Origin of the sequence: Nonomuraea typhae (assembly GCF_009760925.1) — a bacterium.
Lineage (GTDB): Bacteria > Actinomycetota > Actinomycetes > Streptosporangiales > Streptosporangiaceae > Nonomuraea > Nonomuraea typhae.
On sequence record NZ_VRLV01000001.1, the window covers coordinates 1148558 to 1165614 of the forward strand.

General features: G+C 73.0%; 13 protein-coding genes. 7 read left to right on the forward strand and 6 right to left on the reverse strand.

The window, feature by feature from the left end; translation table 11 throughout:
• Positions 1 to 8 precede the first annotated feature (8 nt).
• Both FVE25_RS05345 and FVE25_RS05350 read left to right on the forward strand, forming a co-directional pair.
• A complete protein-coding gene (locus FVE25_RS05345; RefSeq protein WP_157245214.1) occupies positions 9 to 1775 on the forward strand; it encodes an HSP90 family protein in 1767 nt (588 codons plus the stop codon).
• Positions 1772 to 4312, forward strand: a complete 2541-nt coding sequence (locus FVE25_RS05350; protein WP_157245215.1) for a hypothetical protein — start codon at positions 1772 to 1774, stop codon at positions 4310 to 4312. Before FVE25_RS05345 ends, FVE25_RS05350 begins: the two co-directional genes overlap by 4 nt.
• On the opposite strand, the gene FVE25_RS05355 is transcribed toward FVE25_RS05350, so the two are convergent.
• The gene (locus FVE25_RS05355; protein WP_157245216.1) at positions 4303 to 5727 is read right to left on the reverse strand and encodes an MFS transporter; all 1425 of its coding nucleotides are present in this window, start codon (positions 5725 to 5727) and stop codon (positions 4303 to 4305) included. The two genes, FVE25_RS05350 and FVE25_RS05355, sit on opposite strands and share 10 nt — an antisense overlap.
• 61 nt (positions 5728 to 5788) lie before the next feature.
• Between FVE25_RS05355 and FVE25_RS05360 the strand changes: the two genes are divergently transcribed.
• The 5 genes from FVE25_RS05360 to FVE25_RS05380 are packed head-to-tail and all read left to right on the forward strand — an operon-like array spanning position 5789 to position 10829.
• Positions 5789 to 6721 (forward strand): STM4015 family protein, encoded by a 933-nt coding sequence (locus tag FVE25_RS05360; protein WP_157245217.1) that lies wholly within the window; start codon positions 5789 to 5791, stop codon positions 6719 to 6721.
• Positions 6718 to 7857, forward strand: a complete 1140-nt coding sequence (locus FVE25_RS05365; protein WP_219825307.1) for an STM4014 family protein — start codon at positions 6718 to 6720, stop codon at positions 7855 to 7857. Before FVE25_RS05360 ends, FVE25_RS05365 begins: the two co-directional genes overlap by 4 nt.
• A complete protein-coding gene (locus FVE25_RS05370; RefSeq protein WP_157245218.1) occupies positions 7854 to 8654 on the forward strand; it encodes an STM4013/SEN3800 family hydrolase in 801 nt (266 codons plus the stop codon). Before FVE25_RS05365 ends, FVE25_RS05370 begins: the two co-directional genes overlap by 4 nt.
• A gap of 23 nt (positions 8655 to 8677) precedes the next feature.
• On the forward strand, positions 8678 to 9976 hold the full coding sequence (locus tag FVE25_RS05375) for an STM4012 family radical SAM protein (protein WP_157245526.1): 1299 nt from the start codon (positions 8678 to 8680) through the stop codon (positions 9974 to 9976).
• Entirely contained in the window at positions 9963 to 10829 is an 867-nt protein-coding gene (locus FVE25_RS05380; RefSeq protein WP_157245219.1) for an STM4011 family radical SAM protein, read from the forward strand. Before FVE25_RS05375 ends, FVE25_RS05380 begins: the two co-directional genes overlap by 14 nt.
• A 391-nt stretch (positions 10830 to 11220) precedes the next feature.
• Here FVE25_RS05380 and FVE25_RS05385 read toward each other — a convergent pair whose 3' ends face one another.
• The 5 genes from FVE25_RS05385 to FVE25_RS05405 form a co-directional block, all read right to left on the reverse strand.
• Positions 11221 to 12636, reverse strand: a complete 1416-nt coding sequence (locus FVE25_RS05385) for a DUF6745 domain-containing protein (RefSeq protein ID WP_219825308.1) — start codon at positions 12634 to 12636, stop codon at positions 11221 to 11223.
• Between the two features lie 22 nt (positions 12637 to 12658).
• Positions 12659 to 12988 (reverse strand): hypothetical protein, encoded by a 330-nt coding sequence (locus FVE25_RS05390; protein ID WP_157245220.1) that lies wholly within the window; start codon positions 12986 to 12988, stop codon positions 12659 to 12661.
• 89 nt (positions 12989 to 13077) lie between these two features.
• Positions 13078 to 13662 carry a TetR/AcrR family transcriptional regulator gene (locus FVE25_RS05395; RefSeq protein WP_157245221.1) on the reverse strand — a complete coding sequence of 195 codons (585 nt, stop codon included), beginning with the start codon at positions 13660 to 13662 and terminating at the stop codon, positions 13078 to 13080.
• A 27-nt stretch (positions 13663 to 13689) separates the two neighbouring features.
• Positions 13690 to 14331, reverse strand: coding sequence for a biliverdin-producing heme oxygenase (locus FVE25_RS05400; RefSeq protein WP_157245222.1), 642 nt, complete (start codon positions 14329 to 14331; stop codon positions 13690 to 13692).
• A gap of 1374 nt (positions 14332 to 15705) precedes the next feature.
• Positions 15706 to 17049: a phenylacetate--CoA ligase family protein gene (locus FVE25_RS05405; protein WP_157245223.1), complete on the reverse strand. Its 1344-nt coding sequence runs from the start codon at positions 17047 to 17049 to the stop codon at positions 15706 to 15708.
• Between the last annotated feature and the right edge of the window lie 8 nt (positions 17050 to 17057).

Genomic DNA, 17057 nt, shown 5'->3' on the forward strand with positions numbered 1-17057 from the left:
GACTGGGCGTGGAGAACGCCTTTCAAGTTGACCTGCGCGGTGTCGTCGATCTGCTGAGCCGTCACCTGTATTCCAGCCCACGCGTCTACGTCCGTGAGCTGCTGCAGAACGCCGCCGACGCCATCACCGCCCGCCGTACCGGCGACCCCGGGGCCAAGGCCGAGGTCACGATCGAGGTCGCCGACGGGCGGATCCAGGTCAGCGACAGCGGCGTGGGCCTCACCGAGGACGAGGTGCACATCCTGCTGGCCACCATCGGCCGCTCCTCCAAGCGCGACGAGCTCGGCTTCGCCCGCCACGAGTTCCTGGGCCAGTTCGGCATCGGCCTGCTGTCCGGCTTCCTCGTGGCCGACGAGATCCGGGTCGAGACCAGGTCCGTCACCGGCGCCCCCACCGTCGTGTGGACCGGCCGCTCCGACGGCGTCTACCAGGTCGAACCGGCCGCGGCCGAGCGAGCCGAGCCGGGCACCACCGTCACGCTGGCCGTCCGCCCGGACGCCGCCGAATGGGTCACCGAGCGCACCGTCGCCGAGCTGGCCGCGCTCTACGGCTCGCTGCTGCCGGTCGAGGTCACCGTCAACGGCCGCCCCGCCACCGTCGCCGGCCCGCCGTGGCTGGCCCGCCACGGCAACCCGGCCGAGCGCCGGGCCGCCCTGCTCGGCTACGGCCGCGACCTGTTCGGGTTCACCCCGTTCGACGTCCTCGACCTGAACGTCCCGGAAGCCGGGCTCACCGGCGTCGCGTTCATCCTGCCCACCCAGGCCAACCCGGCCGTCAAGGGCGCCCACCGCGTCTACCTCAAGCGCATGCTCCTCACCGAGCACGCCGAGGGACTGCTGCCCGGCTGGGCGTTCTTCGCCCGCTGCGTCGTCGACGCCGGCGAGCTGCGCCCCACCGCCTCCCGCGAGGCGCTGTACGAGGACGACCTGCTCGAGCACGTGCGCGAGCAGCTCGGCCGACAGCTGCGCGAGTGGCTGGTACGGCTGGCCGAGACCGACCCCGACGGCCTGCGCGCCTTCCTGCGCCTGCACCACCTCGGCGTCAAGGCGCTGGCCCTGCACGACGACGACATGCTCCGCCTGGTGGACCGCTGGCTGGAGTACGAGACCAGCTCGGGCCCGATGACCCTCGCCCAGTTCCGCGCCCTGCACCCGCGCGGCCGCTTCACCGCCAGCGTCGACGAGTTCCGCCAGCTCGCCGGCGTCTCCGGCGCCCAGGGCGTCGGCCTGATCAACGGCGGCTACGTCTACGACAGCGAGATCCTGCGCGCCCTGACCCGCATCGACCCCGGCGTCCGCCTGGAGCCGCTCGACCCGGCCGAGCTGGCCACCCACCTCGCCCCCGTGGACCCGGCCGCCGAGCTGGCCGCGCGCCCCTTCCTCAACGCCGCCGCCCGCGCCCTCGACCCGCTCGGCTGCGAGGTCGTGCTGCGCGACTTCGACCCCGCCTCGCTCTCGGCCCTCTACCTGACCAGCCGCGCCGCCGCGCACCACGCCCAGCTGCTGGAGGCCAAGGAGGCCGGCGACGAGCTGTGGGCCGACGTGCTCGGCGCGATGGAGCGCTCCCTCGCCGCCGACCGTCCCCGCCTGGTGCTCAACCACCGCAACCCGCTGGTGCGCAAGGTGCTGTCGCTGAGCGACCTGAACCTCGCCGGCACCGCCGTCGAGGCGCTGTACGGCATGGCGCTGCTGCACGGCCACCACCCCCTGCGCCCGGCCGACAGCGCCGCCCTCAACCGCTCCTTCCTCGGACTCCTCGATTGGGCCACCTCGTGATCGATCTCGACGACCTCATGGACGAAGCCGCCGACCTGCCCTACGGCGAGGCCAAGACCCTGCTGCTGGAGCAGGCGTTGCGGCAGGCGGAGACGGGCGGCGACCGCGGCCAGGTCCTCACCGTGCGCATGGAGCTGACCGAGGCGTACCAGTTCGGCTCCGAGCCGGCCAAGTCGTTCGCCACGTTCTCCCGCTGCGTGGCCGACTACGACGCCGACCCCGGGTTGTTCGACGACTGGCAGACCCACACGCTGCTGTGGCAGTACAAGTGGATCGTCGACTCCATGCGCGACTTCCCGCAGATCCCGCTCAGCCGCGCCCACGACGCGCTGGCCGAGATGGAGCGCCGCTACCGCGCGGCCGGCGTCGGCCTGCACGCCGTCCACGCCCAGCGCTGCGCGGTCGCCGAGCACGTGGGCGACCGCGCCGCCGCCGAGGAGCACTTCCACCGCTGGAGCACCACGCCCCGCGACGAGATGTCCGACTGCGAGGGCTGCGACCCCGACGGCAAGGTCGTCCACCTGGCCTGGACGGGCCGCGACGAGGAGGCCGTCGAGCTGGCCGCGCCCGTCGTCGCCGGGCACCTGACCTGCGAGAACCAGCCGCAGAGCATCCTGAGCTGCCTGCTGCTGCCGTACGTGCGCACCGGTCGGCACGCCGAGGCCGCCCAGGCCCACCTGAAGGCGTACCGCCTCATCCAGGCGCTGCCGCACTACACCAGCGACCTGGACCTCCACCTGGAGTTCCTGGCCAGGACCGGCAACGAGCACCGCGGCCTGGAGATCCTGCAGCGTGAGCTGCCGCGCCTGGAGGAGCGGGCCGCGCCGCACACGCTGATGACGTTCCTGAGCGCCGCCGGGCTGCTGCTGCGCCGCCTGGAGGAGACGGGCCACGGCGGCCTGCCCGTCGGGCAGACCACGGTCGCCGCCCTGCGCGACGACACCACCCGGCGGGCGCGCGAGCTGGCCGCCGCCTTCGACGCCCGCAACGGCACCGGCGAGCAGAGCGCCCGCGTGGAGGCCAGGCTGGCCGCCGAGCCGCTGGCCGAGCACCTGCCGCTGGTCCCGCACGCCCGCCGTACCACCCTCCCCGGTACGGCCCGGCCGCCCGCGCAGGCGGCGCCGCACGAGACGCCCGAGCAGCTGCTGGACACGGCCGAGGACGCCTGGCGGCGCGGTGAGCACGCGGCGGCCCTGGCCGCGTGGGAGCGCTACGACGAGGCGGGCGGCGAGCCGGGCGGCCGCAGGACCGACGGGCACGGGCTGGCCGCGGCGGCCCAGGGCGACCTGGAGACGGCGGCCAAGCACTGGGAGCACGCGGCCGAGCTGCACCGGCGGGCCGGTGACGAGTCCCGGCGGCAGGCGTCCCGCGGGCGGGCCGCGATGGCCGGGCCGGACGGGCTGGCGGTCGTCGAGGAGACCTCGCGCTACCTCCTCGCCCACGGCGCCCCCGGCCAGCGCCCGGCCGCGCTGTCGCGGCTGGCGCAGGCGTACGTGACGGCCGGGCGCCGGCAGGAGGCGCTCGACCTGCTGGCCGGCGCCGAGGACGGGATGCTGCTGTTCCTGCGCGCCCGGATGGAGGACCCGGTCACGGCCGCCGCGACGCTGCCGCTCGCGCGCGCGGCGCTGCGCGCGGAAGGCGTCCACGTCCAGCTCGCCGACGCCGCGCTGGCGCACGGCGAGCTGCTGCGCCGCCTGGCGGCCGACGGCCTGGCCGAACCGGACCCGGAGGAGGTGACGGGCGCCTACGCCGAGGCGGCCGCGGTCACCGCCAACCCCGAGCAGCGGGCCGTGGCCCTGGCCGTGCGGGGCGAGCTGCTGGTCGCCGCCGGGCGCGAGGAGGAGGCCGCCGAGGACCTCATCGAGGCGGTCGCCCTGTTCACCGCGCTGAGCAGCACGGGCAACGCCGCCCTGGCCCGGGTGGACCTGGCCGCCGCCTATCTGGCCACGGACCGGCCGGTCGAGGCGGCCATCACCGCCGAGGAGGCGCTCGGCCTGCTCGACCCGGACGACTACGACAACCGGGTCAACGTCCAGTGGCTGCGGGCCTGCGCCCGGCGTGCGCTCGGCGAGATGGAGGCGGCACTGGCCGACTTCACCGAGCTGGCCGGGCGCTACGCCGAGCCGCTGCGCGTCGCCCGCGCGCGGGAGTCGGCCGCCGTCATCCTGTCCGACCTGGATCGCGACGACGAGGCCGCGGCCGGCTTCCGCGACGCCGTCGAGGCATACCTGGCCGCCGGCGCCCGGGACGAGGCGGGCGCGGCGATGCGCCGGCAGCTGTCGGCGCTGCACTGGTCGGGCAAGACGGCGGCGGCGCTGGAGGCGGTCGAGCCGGTCAGGGAGTTCCTGCGCACGCTCGACGGCCCGGACGCCCCCTTCGAACGGGCCGCGCTCGACTACGACGAGGCCAGGATGCTGCTGTCGCAGGAGCGCGGGGAGGAGGCCGCCGAGCGGGCCGGGCAGGCGGCCGCCGCCTTCACCGCGCTCGGCCTTCCCGACCTGGCCGAGGCGGCCACCGACCTGCTCGGCTACATCTGACCCTTCGCGGGACTCGGCCGGGCGGCGGGCTCGTCCGCCGCCAGGACGTTCTGCCGGATCGACACGACGGTGATCAGCGCGGCCACGCCCATCATGACCGCGCTGATCAGCATCGCCTTCTCGAACCCGGCGTCGAAGAGCGCCTTGTCCTTGAACGCGTTCCCGACCAGCCCCACCGCGGGCGGGATCGCGGCCACCGCGAACAGGCTGCCGGTCCTGGCCACCGCGTTGTTCACGCCGCTGGCCGTACCGGCATAGCGCTCGTCCGCGGTGGCCAGCACGGTCGCGGTCAGCGGCGCCACGGCGGCCGACAGGCCCAGGCCGAAGACGGACACGGCCGGGATGACGTGCAGCCAGTAGGAGGAGCCCTCGCCGATCGTGGCCATCCACAGGAAGCCGGCGCCGGACACCAGGATGCCGATCGTGATCGGCCAGCGCGGCCCCACGCGCTTGGCCACCTCGCCGGCCCGCGCCGACAGCAGCATCATGAGGATCGTCGCCGGCAGCATCGCCGACCCGGCCGCGATCTCGTTGAAGCCGGAGACGACCTGGAGCTGCACCACCAGCAGGAAGAAGACCACGCCCATCGCCGCGTACATGATCAGCGTGACCACGTTGATCGCGGTGAACACGTGGTTGCGGAAGATCCCCACGGGCACGAGTGCCTGCGGCGAGCGCCGTACCTCGACCCAGACGAACGCGGCGCCCAGCACGAGACCGGCGATCAGCGGGATCGGCATGCCCGTCTCGATCAGCCCGTAGGTGATGCCGGCCAGCGCGAGCGCCGCCAGCACGGAGCCGAGCACGTCGAAGCGGCCCGCCGCCTGCTCGTCGCGGGTCTCGGGCACGTGCCGCAGCGTCACCAGCACCACCAGCGCGGCGAAGGGCAGGTTGATGAGGAAGGCCCAGCGCCAGCCGGCCGTCTGGATCAGGAAGCCGCCCAGCAGCGGGCCGATCGCGCTGGCCACGCCGCCCAGCCCCGACCAGGCGCCGACCGCGCGGGGCCGGTCGCCGCGGACGAACGACGCCTGGATGATCGCCAGTGAGCCGGGGGTGAGCAGGGCGCCGCCGACACCCTGCAGGGCACGGGCGGCGATGAGAACCTCGATGTTGGGCGCCAGCCCGCACAGGGCGGAGGCCAGCGCGAACCAGACCGTGCCGATGAGGAAGACCTTGCGCCTGCCGTAGCGGTCCCCGAGGGAGCCGCCGAGCAGGATCAGGCCGGCCAGCGTGAGCGTGTAGGCGTTGATCGTCCACTGGAGACCGGCCATGTCGGCCTTCAACTCGTCGCCCAGGCGGGGGAGGGCGACGTTGACCACGGTGCTGTCGAGCATGGCCAGCCCCGAGCCGAGCACGGTCGCCGCGAGGATCCACCTGCCTTGAGCGGACTTGAGAGTGATAAGGCCGTTGTCCATGTTGCCAATCTTGTCATCGGTATCTGGTACACCTGGTCTCCCCCCGCCACGAGGAGATCCGTTGTCCATCCACGAGCACCTGACAACCTTCCACGGCCTGCCCGTCCACATGGCGGGCGATCCCGGCGCGCCGCCGTCCGATCAGGCCGCCTGGGGGATCTCGACCGACTCCCTCGAGGAGTCGGGGCAGAGCTTCCAGAGCGCCCTGGACGAGACTCTGTCCCAGCTCGATCCCGGCCGGGTCAAGGCGCTCGTGATCGGCTACTGGGGGCCCGGATGGGAGAACGTGACCTCCAGCGTGGCCGTCTCGGCGCTGACCGGCGCCGCCTCGCGGCTGACCGCGCTGGAGGCGATCTTCCTCGGTGACATCACCAGCGAGGAGTCCGAGATCTCCTGGATCGAGCACGGCGACATCACGCCGCTGCTGGAGTCCTTCCCGCGGCTGCGGCGGCTGGAGGTGCGCGGAGGCTCCGGGCTGGTGCTGCGGCCGGTCCGGCATGCGGCGCTGGAGGTGCTGCGCTTCGAGTCCGGCGGGCTGCCCGGCCGCGTCGTGCGGGCCGTCGGGGAGAGCGACCTCCCCGTGCTGCGCACCCTGGAGATGTGGCTCGGCGAGGAGAACTACGGCGGCGATTCCCGGCCCGAGGACTGGGCGGGCGTCCTGGCCGGGGCCGGGCTGCCCGCGCTGGTCGAGCTCGGGCTGCAGGACAGCCAGATCCAGGACGACGTGGCCGCCGCCGTGGCGGCCGCGCCGATCGTGGCCCGGCTGGAGGAGCTCAACCTGTCCATGGGCATCCTCACCGACGCCGGCGCCGAGGCGCTGCTGTCCGGGCAGCCGCTCACCCACCTGCGCAGGCTCGACCTGAGCCACCACTACGTCTCCGAGGCCATGCGCAAGCGCCTCCTCGCCGCCCTCGACGGCGTCGAGGTCGATCTCGGCGATCCGCAGGACGGGGACGACGATGACGGCTGGCGGTACATCGCGGTGTCGGAGTGACGCCGGTGGTCGTGGTCGGCGTGCCGGGGGATCGGCGGGTGCGGCTGTTCGGCGAGGCGCTGGTCCGGGGCGGCCACGCCGTACCCCTGGTGGTGGCGTGGCGGCAGGTCCTGACCGAGGGGATGCCGCCGCTGCCCCCGGGCGCGCTCGTGCGCGTCGAGTCGCCGGGCGAGGACGCCGCGACCGGCGCGCTGCTGCGCGGTCCCGGCCCGGCCACGCGGGCCGGGGGCGGGCGGGCCTGGTACCTCGCCTTCCTCCGGGCCCTCGACACGGTACGGCGGGCGGTCGCGGCCACCCCCGGGGCCCGGCTGCTGGGGGACGTGGCGGAGATCGGGGTGCTGTTCGACAAGCGGCGCTGCCACGCGCTCCTGGCCGGGGCCGGGGTGCCCGTTCCCCCCGCCCTGCCGGGGCCCGTGGGCGGCTACGCCGATCTGCGGGCCGGGATGGCCGCCGCCGGGTGGAACCGCGTGTTCGTCAAGCCCGCCCACGGGTCCTCGGCCTCCGGGGTGCTCGCCTTCCAGGCGGCGGGGGCGCGGCTCAAGGCGACCACGTCCGTGGAGCTCGACTCCTCCGGGGAACTGCACAACTCGCTGCGGGTGCGCTCCTACACCGGTGAGCGGGAGGTCGCGGCCATCGTGGACGCGCTGGCCCCCGAGGGGCTGCACGTGGAGCGGTGGTTCCCCAAGGCGTCCCTGGGCGGGCGGGTGGTCGATCTACGGGTCGTGGTGGTGGGCGGGGTGCCCACCCATGCCGTCGTCCGGTCCTCGGCGAGCCCGATGACGAACCTGCACCTCGGCGGCTCACGCGGCGACCTGGCCGCGTTCCGCGCCGCGCTGGGCCCGGAGCGCTGGGCGCGGGCGCTGCGCGTGTGCGCCCGCGCGGCCGCGTGCTTTCCCGCCGCCCCCTCCGTCGGAGTCGACCTCATGGCCGGGAGCGACCTGCGCCGCTTCGCCGTCGCCGAGGTCAACGCCTTCGGCGACCTGCTCCCCGGGCTGACCGGCCTGCCCGGCAGCGGTGCCGAGGGCCTGGACACCTACGACGCGCAGGTGGCCCGCTTGCCTGGCGCGGAGGTCTCGTGCTCTCCGAATGCGGAGGTCGTGTGCTCTCCGGGTGCGGAGGTCATGTGCGGGACATGAACGCCGTCATCGGCACCCACGACCTGCTGCTCGTCACGCTCGACACCCTGCGCTACGACGTCGCCGAACGCCTGCTGGCCGACGGCCGCCTGCCCACGCTGGCCCGGTTCCTGCCCGGCGGCGTCTGGGAACGCCGGCACACCCCGGGCAGCTTCACCTACGCCGCCCACGCCGCGATGCTGGCCGGGTTCCTGCCCACCCCGGCCGCGCCAGGGCCGCACCCGAGGCTGTTCGCCGCCGACTTCCCCGGCAGCGAGACCACCGCCCCCGGCACCTGGCGGTTCGCCGCCGCCGACCTGCCCACCGGCCTCGCCCGGGCCGGGTACCACACCGTGTGCGTGGGCGGTGTCGGCTTCTTCAACAAGCTCACCCCGCTGGGTACGGCGCTGCCGTCGTTGTTCGCCGAGTCCCACTGGGAACCCGGCTTCGGCGTCACCGCCCCCGACTCCTTCGAACGGCAGATCGCCTGCGCCCGCGGGGCCGTGGCCGCCCGGCAGGAGCCCGTCTTCCTCCTGGTCAACGTCTCCGCCCTCCACCAGCCCAACCACTTCTACCTGCCCGGCCGCTCGGGCCACGACGGCTTGGACAGCCACGCCGCCGCCCTCGCCTACGTGGACCGGCACATCGGCGAACTGTTCGCCCTGATGAGCGAGCGCCGCCCGTGCCTGGCCATCGTCTGCTCCGACCACGGCACCGCCTACGGGGAAGACGGCCACACCGGCCACCGCATCGGCCACGAGGTCGTCTGGACCGTGCCCTACGCCGAGTTCGTGATCCCGAAGGGAGGCCGGCCGTGACCGCCGGGCCGTACCAGGGCAAGATGGCCGAGCGCCCGGATGAGGCTCGCGCGGCCGGGCCCTACCAGGGCTACGTCTACGCCTACCCGCACAAGACGGCCTACCGGCCGCTCGAGGACCGCCCCGCGCTCACCGACGTGTGGTCAGGCGAGCGCACCGGCGCGCTCTTCCTCTACCTCCACATCCCGTTCTGCGAGATGCGCTGCGGTTTCTGCAACCTGTTCACCCGCACCGGCGCGCCGGAGGAACTCGTCACCGCCTACCTCGACGCCCTGGCCCGCCAGGCCGCCGCCGCCCGCGAGGCCGTGCCCGGGGCCCGCTTCGCCGCCGCGGCCATCGGCGGCGGCACCCCCACCTACCTGGCGCCCGCCGAGCTGGAACGCCTCTTCGACCTCGCCGGCCTGCCGCCCGGCATCCCCATCGGCATCGAAACCTCCCCGGCCACCGCCACGCCCGGCCGCCTCGCCGTACTGCGGGAGCGGGGGGTGAGCCGGATCTCGATCGGGGTGCAGAGCTTCATCGACGCCGAAGCCCGCGCCGCGGTGCGTCCCCAGCGCCGCGCCGAGGTGGAGGCCGCCCTCGCCGCCATCCGCGACACCACGACCGCCGCGCTCAACATCGACCTGATCTACGGCATCGACGGCCAGGACGCCGCCTCCTGGCGGTACTCCCTCGACGCCGCCCTGGCCTGGCGGCCCGAGGAGCTCTACCTCTACCCGCTGTACGTCCGGCCGCTGACCGGCCTCGGCCTGCGCGGCCGCGACCGGGACTGGGACGATCAGCGCCTGACCCTGTACCGCCAGGGCCGCGACCACCTGCTGGCCGCCGGGTACGAGCAGGTTTCCATGCGCATGTTCCGCCTGCCGGGGACCGGCGCCGGGACCGAGTACCACTGCCAGCGCGACGGCATGCTGGGCCTCGGCTGCGGCGCCCGCTCCTACACCCGTGACCTGCACTACTCCTTCGAGTACGCCGTGGGCGTGCGCCATGTGCGGGCGATCATCGACGAGTACGTCGCCACCGCCGACTTCACCCGGGCCAACGTCGGCTTCCGCCTCGACGACGGCGAGCGGCGCCGCCGCCACCTGCTGCAGTCGCTCCTGCAGGCCGAAGGGCTCGACCGCGCGCTGTACAAGGAGAGCTTCGGCGCCGACGTGCTCGACGACTTCGACCTGTACGGCATGGCCGCCGCCGGCTGGCTCGAGGACGACGCCGAGACGGTCCGCCTCACCCCGGAGGGCCTGGCCCACTCCGACGCCATCGGGCCCGCGTTGTTCTCCGGCCGGGTCAGGGAGCTGATGGACGCCTATGACCACCGCTGACCACCTCACCATCCTGTACCGGGGGCCGCTGGCCAGCTGCGACTACGACTGCCCGTACTGCCCGTTCGCCAAGCGCCGCGACACGCCCGCGCAGTTGCGGGCCGACCGCGCGGCGCTGGGACGGTTCACCGCGTGGGCCGCGTCGGCGGGCAGAGAGGTGTCGGTGTTGTTCACGCCCTGGGGTGAAGGGCTGGTCCGGTCGTGGTACCGGGAGGCGATGGTCGAGCTGAGTCACCTGGACCACGTGCGCCGGGTCGCCATCCAGACGAACCTGAGCGGCCGGACCACGTGGCTGGCCGGGGCGGACCTGTCGAAGCTCGCCTTGTGGGCGACCTACCATCCGGGCCAGGTGTCCGCTGACCGCTTCATCGCGAAATCTCACGACTTGGCGGGGCAAGGAGTGCGTTTCAGCGTAGGCGTGGTCGGCCTCCCCGAGCACCTGCCCGCCGCCCGCCACCTGCGCACCGCTCTGCCCCCGTCGACCTACCTCTGGATCAACGCCGCCGAGGGCCACACCTACACCGATGACGAGGCCGCCGAATGGACCGCCCTCGACCCCCTGTTTCCCCTGAGCCGCCATCCCCACCGCAGCCTCGGCCTGGCCTGCCGTACCGGAGACACCGTGATCTCGGTGGACGGCGACGGCGAGGTACGGCGCTGCCACTTCGTCCCCCGGCGCCTGGGCAACCTCTACGACGGCACCGCCCTGGCCGCCCTCCGCCCGCGCACCTGCCCGCTGGAGACGTGCGACTGCCACATCGGCTACGTGCATCTGGAGCCGCTGGGCCTGTACGACACCTTCGCCGGCGGCATCCTGGAACGCATCCCCGCCACCTGGCCTCCCACGACCTAACCCCTAATCACCCGCCCACCACCGGTCCTCAGCCGAGAGCTTTCCCATCTGGCCCACCGCGGCGTAACCCCTGCCCCGGCATCCTGCTTCCCGACCGGCCCCCATGACCGGCCCCGTCCTCGACCACGTGTTTCCAGTCGGCCACCGCCCACGACCAGGCGCTACCTGGCCGTCTACCCGCTGGCCCCGCCCTCTGCCGGGCCGCCCCGGGCCGTGGCTCCGTAGGGCCAAGGTTGCCCCGGTCGCGTGGAAGGACCCGTCCCGGGGGACGCGGCGGGGACGTGTGACCGCGTAGTGGCCGGCCCTGCTGGCCGGGACACCCCGGGACGGGAGCGGTGGGGCGCGGGAACGGCTGGATGGCGGCATCGGGGCCTGGCCCGGGGGAAGCGGGTCAGGTCTCCTGGTCGGGCTGGTAGGTCTCCTCGGTGAGGCCGAAGGTCCAGGCGACCCCTTGGCGGGCGGTCTGAACCCACGGCGGGACCCGGAGGAAGTACGTGCGGCTCGTGCCGTCGGGCTCCGGGGTGGCGTTGATGACCTCCACGGTGACGATCGGCTCATCGTCGGGCATGTCCACCCTCCACAGCACCCCGGTCGCGTCGCGATGTGTCGGCCGTGCGCCCGATTCGGCCAGATAGCGGTCGATGCCGTAGTGCTCGACCATGGCGCGCCTGAGCTCGGCGTTGCGCTCGCTCGCGATCCGCTTCGCGTCCAGCCCGGTCATCGTCTCCCCGAACCAGGACGGCACCGGCATCCCGTGCCAGGCATGCAGCGCGAAGCCGTCGGGGTAGGCCATGGCCGGGCCGTCCGCACGGTGCAGGCGGCCCAGGTCGTCGCGGTGCAGGCACACGGGGCGCTCCGACATCAGCGCCACCCGCTCGAACGGCCACCACCACCCAGCCGCCCTCGCCACCTGGGCCACCGCCTCCAGCGCCACCGCCTCCCCGCCCCCGCGCGGCACCCGGCCCACGGCCGAAGCCCGGCCCTCGCCCGGATCCCACGTGGTCGTGGCGGTCAGCTGCTCGAGGCCGTCGAATGTGGACAGCCACGCGGCCTCGTGCTGGCCCAGGACGGCGTCGAGAGTGGCCTGGCGCAGCAACCTCTCGGCCTCCTCGACCGCCTCGTCGGTGGGCTGCTCCCCTCGGCCGACTCCGGTTCCGCCCGTCAGCTGCCCGGCCGCCCCTGGACCCGGCTGCCCGGCTCCGCCTGGCCTCTGCCCGGCGGCGCTCGGACCCGGTTGCCCGGCCACCGCGACGGTCGGATCCGCCCCGGTGACCGCTACCCCGGCGTCCGGGACGCCGGCGTCCCGGACGCCGGGGGCGGCCTGGTCGCCGATGGCGGTGCGGAGTTGCGTGGTGAGCCGGTTGACGTCCGGCCAGAGGTGGCCTCCGGTCAGCGCCCATACGCGGGACCATGCGGCGGGCCCCAGTGCCGCCGCTGCCTTGGCGCGGGCCGCTTCCCAGGGCCGGGTCCGGACGAGGTCGCGGACCGGGCGGCCGGGCGTGTGGACGTCGGTGGTGGTCAGGCGGGTCAGGATCTCGGTGACTAGGGCGTTCAGGCCGGCGGCGGTCAGGGTGGCGACGGCCTCGGCGCCTCCCGACAGGACGGCGGCGGCGACGGCGGCGCGGGCGGGGGAGCCGAACCAGAGGATGCGCTCGGGTCCGGGAAGGCCGGCGGCCCGGTAGGCGGCGCGGACCGCGGACTCGGCCTCCGCGCGGGCGGCCGGGCCGGTGGCGAAGGCGGTGGTCTCCCAGGCGGAGGCGGCCCGGACCAGGGCGGCCTCGGCGTCGAGGGACAGGATGTCGGTCATGGAAGGGGGGCTCCGGCGATGCTCAGTCGGCGACGTACTGGAAGGAACGGACGGCTCCGGGAACGTACTCACGCTGCCTGACCACCTGGAACCAGCCCTTGGGCAGCGCGATGGCGGAGTGTTCCTCGTGCACGAGGCGGCCGCCGGACGGCAGGTGGAGGAAGCCGCCGCCGTCGCGCTCGAGCACGAGCGTGCCCGGGCCGGGGATGGCGTGCGCGTGCCCCGTGGCCTCGCCCAGCGCCAGCACCAGCCGCCCCCGCGCGTCGCGAGCCTCCGGCGGCGTCGATCGCACGTGCTCCGGCACCGAGTCCTCGGCCACCGGCAAGATCAGGATGTCACCCTGGCGGAACATGGAACCTCCTCTGCGATGATCTACCGGGAACGGTAGCGAGGAGGTACGACAGTTTCCGCGATCGCGGAGGAGGGCCAGGTCAGAGCGTTCTAGGCGGAGCCCAGCGCCCTCAGCACGAAGCCGGACACGAGCTTCTCCGCCTCGTCCAGGGTCAGCGCCCCCGACAGCAGCGGCACCCGCTCGGCCCCGATCACCGCCAGGATCATCCGCGCGGTCGCCGCCACGTCGCCGACCTGGAAGGCCCGGCTGTCCAGGATCTCCTCCAGCACCCGCTGCATCGGCGCCACGTGCTCGGCCAGCTGCTGGTAGGCGTCGGGCCCGAGGGTCGCGCTCAGATCGGCGGCGCCGGGATGCGGGTGGGCGAGCAGCCCGGCGAGCTGCAGCCGGATGAAGGCCCGCAGCCGGTCGGCGGGCGAGGCGTCCTCGGGCAGCTCACGCTCGTAGCTGTCCAGGAAGTACTGCGTGACCCGCTCCGTGAACGCCAGCAGCAGCGCCGCCTTGTCCGGATAGTAGTTGTACAGCACGGTACGGGTGATCCCCGCCTCGCCGGCCACGTCCGTCATCGAGATGGCGTCGATTCCCTGCACCCTGGAGAGACGAGAAACCGCCTGCAGAATGCGGTCCTGCGTCTGGGCGCGGTGTTCACCGATCGTCGCGGCGGATATCCGGGGCATAAGCTCATGTTAGGCGTACGGCGCGGCCTAGGCCGCCGCCTTGACCGAGTGAAGTAGCTCGGCGAGAACCTCGGTGTTGAGCTGGTACGCCAGCTTCACCTCGCGGATGATCCGCTGCTGCTCGCGCTCGTCCAGGTCAAGGGCGTCCAGCCGAGCCCGGTACTCGTTCTTGAACCGGGGCAGGCTGCCTACCTCGTCGAAGATGTAGAAGTCGACGCCGCCGTCCCTGCCGTACCCGTAGATCTTCTGCAGTTCCATCCGGATGAACTGGCCGCCGGAAAGGTCGCCCATGTACCGGGTGTAGTGGTGGGCGATGTACCCGCCCGGCCAGGAGGCGACCTGGTTGATCCGGGCCACGAGCGTCTGGGTGGCCATCGACGGTCCGATTCGCGCCCGCCAGTTACGCCCGTAAACGGTGTGCAGGTCGCGCTCGAGCGCCTCCTGCCGGTAGAGCTCGGGGAAGACGAACCGCCCCGCGACCGGGTGCCCGGCCAGTGCCTTGGACGCCCCGTCGAGGGCCAGGTAGGCGAAGTAGTGCTGGGCGACCATCTCGCCGTACTCCTCCGTGCTCAGGCGCCCGCCCATGAGTTCCTTGAGGTAACTCTCGTCCTCGGCCGACTCGTGGTCGGCCCAGGTGGCGGTCTTCAGGATCTCGGAGAACGACGTCACGGCTCACCCCGCACTGGACTGATGTTTCACGACACAGTGTCACAAAGCTGCGGGGCCGTCGTCAAGCTGACACTGTGTCATTAACCCCTGGCCGGTACGGCTCCCGCCGCGGAAAACTGCCGAGTCGCATTCCAGAAGCGCGCCGGCGAATGCCCCACGAAAAAGATCACTCCTTACTTTCGCATGCCGAGTGACGCGGGAGATATTTGTCGACCAGTGGGGTGTCGCCTCTGAACACCGTGGCATGGAGAAGTCGGATACGCTCTTGGCTCAAGCGCGCACGGCAGACGTGAGAACGACCGCGTCCCAGGCCGCGCTCCCACCCGAAGAATCACCCCGGGAAGAAACCTCGGGGCGATTTCTCGATTTCACATTTCGGGGCCCCAGTACCCCTTAGGGGACGAGAGGGAAACACCCGCGGCGTGCTGTTCCCGCAGGACGACGCGGACCCTCTCGTCCCTTCGACTCACCAAAGTGAAGGTAAGGAGTCGAGTGATGACGAAACATCATCGTCAGATGTTCATCATCGCGAGCAGTTGCCCTGTTACGCGCAACCCCGAGGCTCGCCCAAGGTGCCCGTACGGTCACCCGCCCGGTCCCCAGGATGCCCGGTTCCGGCTCAGGAGTCGACCGGAACCCCGGTGAACTCCTTGACAGGTAAGGGCAATGGCCACTGCTCGTCAGGAGACGCCGGAGCGGCGCCGGCGGTTGACATGCCCTGCCGAACTCACACCTCACCCCGCCCCACCCCACCGCCGCACACCCCATCGCCGCACACCCCACCGCCCAGGCACGCTCCCGGCACCGGGCGTCCATCCCCCCGCGGGGCCGCGCCGCCCGCCACCGCCCCGACCGGCGCCCCACCCCACCTGCCTCCCCATCCCCGGACTCCCCGGCCCCGAACCCCCTACCCACCACCCCGCCACCGGCTCACCCACCTACTTCGATCCCACCTCACCCGGCTTCCACCTCACCCGGCTTCCACCTCACCCGGCTCCCACCTCACCCGGCTCCCGATCCCACTCGGCTCCCGATCCCACTCGGCCAGGGCTCGCCACACTGCCGCTCAGCGCCCCCTGCCGGCACGCCTTCAGCCAGTACGCCTCCGGTCCAGTACGCCCTCGGGGCTGGTCGGCTGTTGGCACGTGCCAAGCCACGGGTCAGGAGGAGGAAACCCCGTGGGTGGCCGACGGGGGCCGTGACGGCGGGGACCACGTCCGACGTGAGAAGCGACCCCCACGATCGGCGCCCGCCCGCGACGGCGGGTGGCGTCTGCTCGGCTCCGCCGTAACAACGCTTGAAACAACGCGCCGCAAGAAACGCGCCGCAAGAAACGCGCCGACATTAACGGCGCAGCCAATCAGGTGCGCGCAGCTACCGGGTGTAGCGGTGTTTGGCGCCCGGCGGGAAATACTCGGGGTCGGCTGTTTGGCGCAGGCGGATGAAGGGGTTCTGGTGGACGGCCGGCACATACGCCGTGAACTCGCTGTTCAGGCGCCGCAACTGGGTGAGGATGGACGTCCCCGCCAGGGTGGCGAGGTCGGTGGAGGGCGCGGTGCCGGGGGCGAGTTCGACGGTGATGGTCAGGTGGCGGTCGTGGGAGCCGTCCTCCACGATCTCCATCACGAACTTGCCCGTCACCGACCCGCTGATCTCCGGCTGCTCCAGGCCGACGGCGATGTTCTCCGGGTAGATGTTGGCCCCGTAGTACGACACGGTGAAATGGCTGCGGCCGAAGACGTAGACGAAGGGGCGTTCCGGGCCGGTGGACGCGGGCGTGAAGCCGTGGCCGGCGGCGAATCGCAGCATGTCGGCGTAGGGGATGACGCCGCCCTCGTCGGCGATGTGGTAGCGGATGAGCGGGATGCCGTTGTCCCCGGTGAACGCCAAGGTGCCGTCGATCTCCTCGAAGTAGCGCACCCCGGGGTCGTACTGCACCAGCGTGGGCAGGCGGGACTCGCCGAACAGCGACCGGGCGAGCGAGGGCCGGGCGGCCAGGAAGCGGCGTAGTTCGATGGACAGCGGCGTCTCGTTGCCCAGGACGCCCGCGTCGGCCGTGCCGTACAGGCTGGCGGTGCCGCGCACGGGGTCGGCGATGCCGGCGCGCTCGCACACCAGCGTGCGCCACTCCTCGCTGAACACCTCGCCCGCGGTCACGAGCTTGAGGTCCCATGCGTCCCAGCCGGTGCCGGCGTCGATGACGTCCTTGAGGAACGGCGGATAGCCGAGCAGGACGACCTGGTCGAAGCAGGGCGCCAGGGGCGGGATGACGCGAAGGATCTCCCGTTTGTCGCTGCCGGGGGCGACGACGGTGATCGGATAGCCGCGTTCGGCCAGGTGGCGCAGGCAGTTGAGGGTGAACAGGCCGCCCACCCAGGTGCCCAGGGCGAAGCAGATCACGGCGAGCGTGCGGCGGGAGCGGCCGTCGAAGGTGTCGAAGACCTCGGCGAAGCGGTCGGCGATGACGCGTTCGTCGGCGGCCGAGCGGGGCCAGAACGACGGTTCGCCGGTGGAGCCGGAGGAAACGGCGATCATGTCGCCGAGCACGCCGCCCCGGCACAGGTCGGGCAGGGGGTGGCGGCGGGTGTAGGCGTCCTTGCCGGTCAGGGGGAGGTCGTGGAAGGCCGTGTTGTGGGGGTCGATGCCGTGTTCGGCCAGGAAGGCGCGGTAGGCGGGCACGGTTGCGGCCACGTCATGGAACAGCTCGACCGGATCCACGAAGCCGA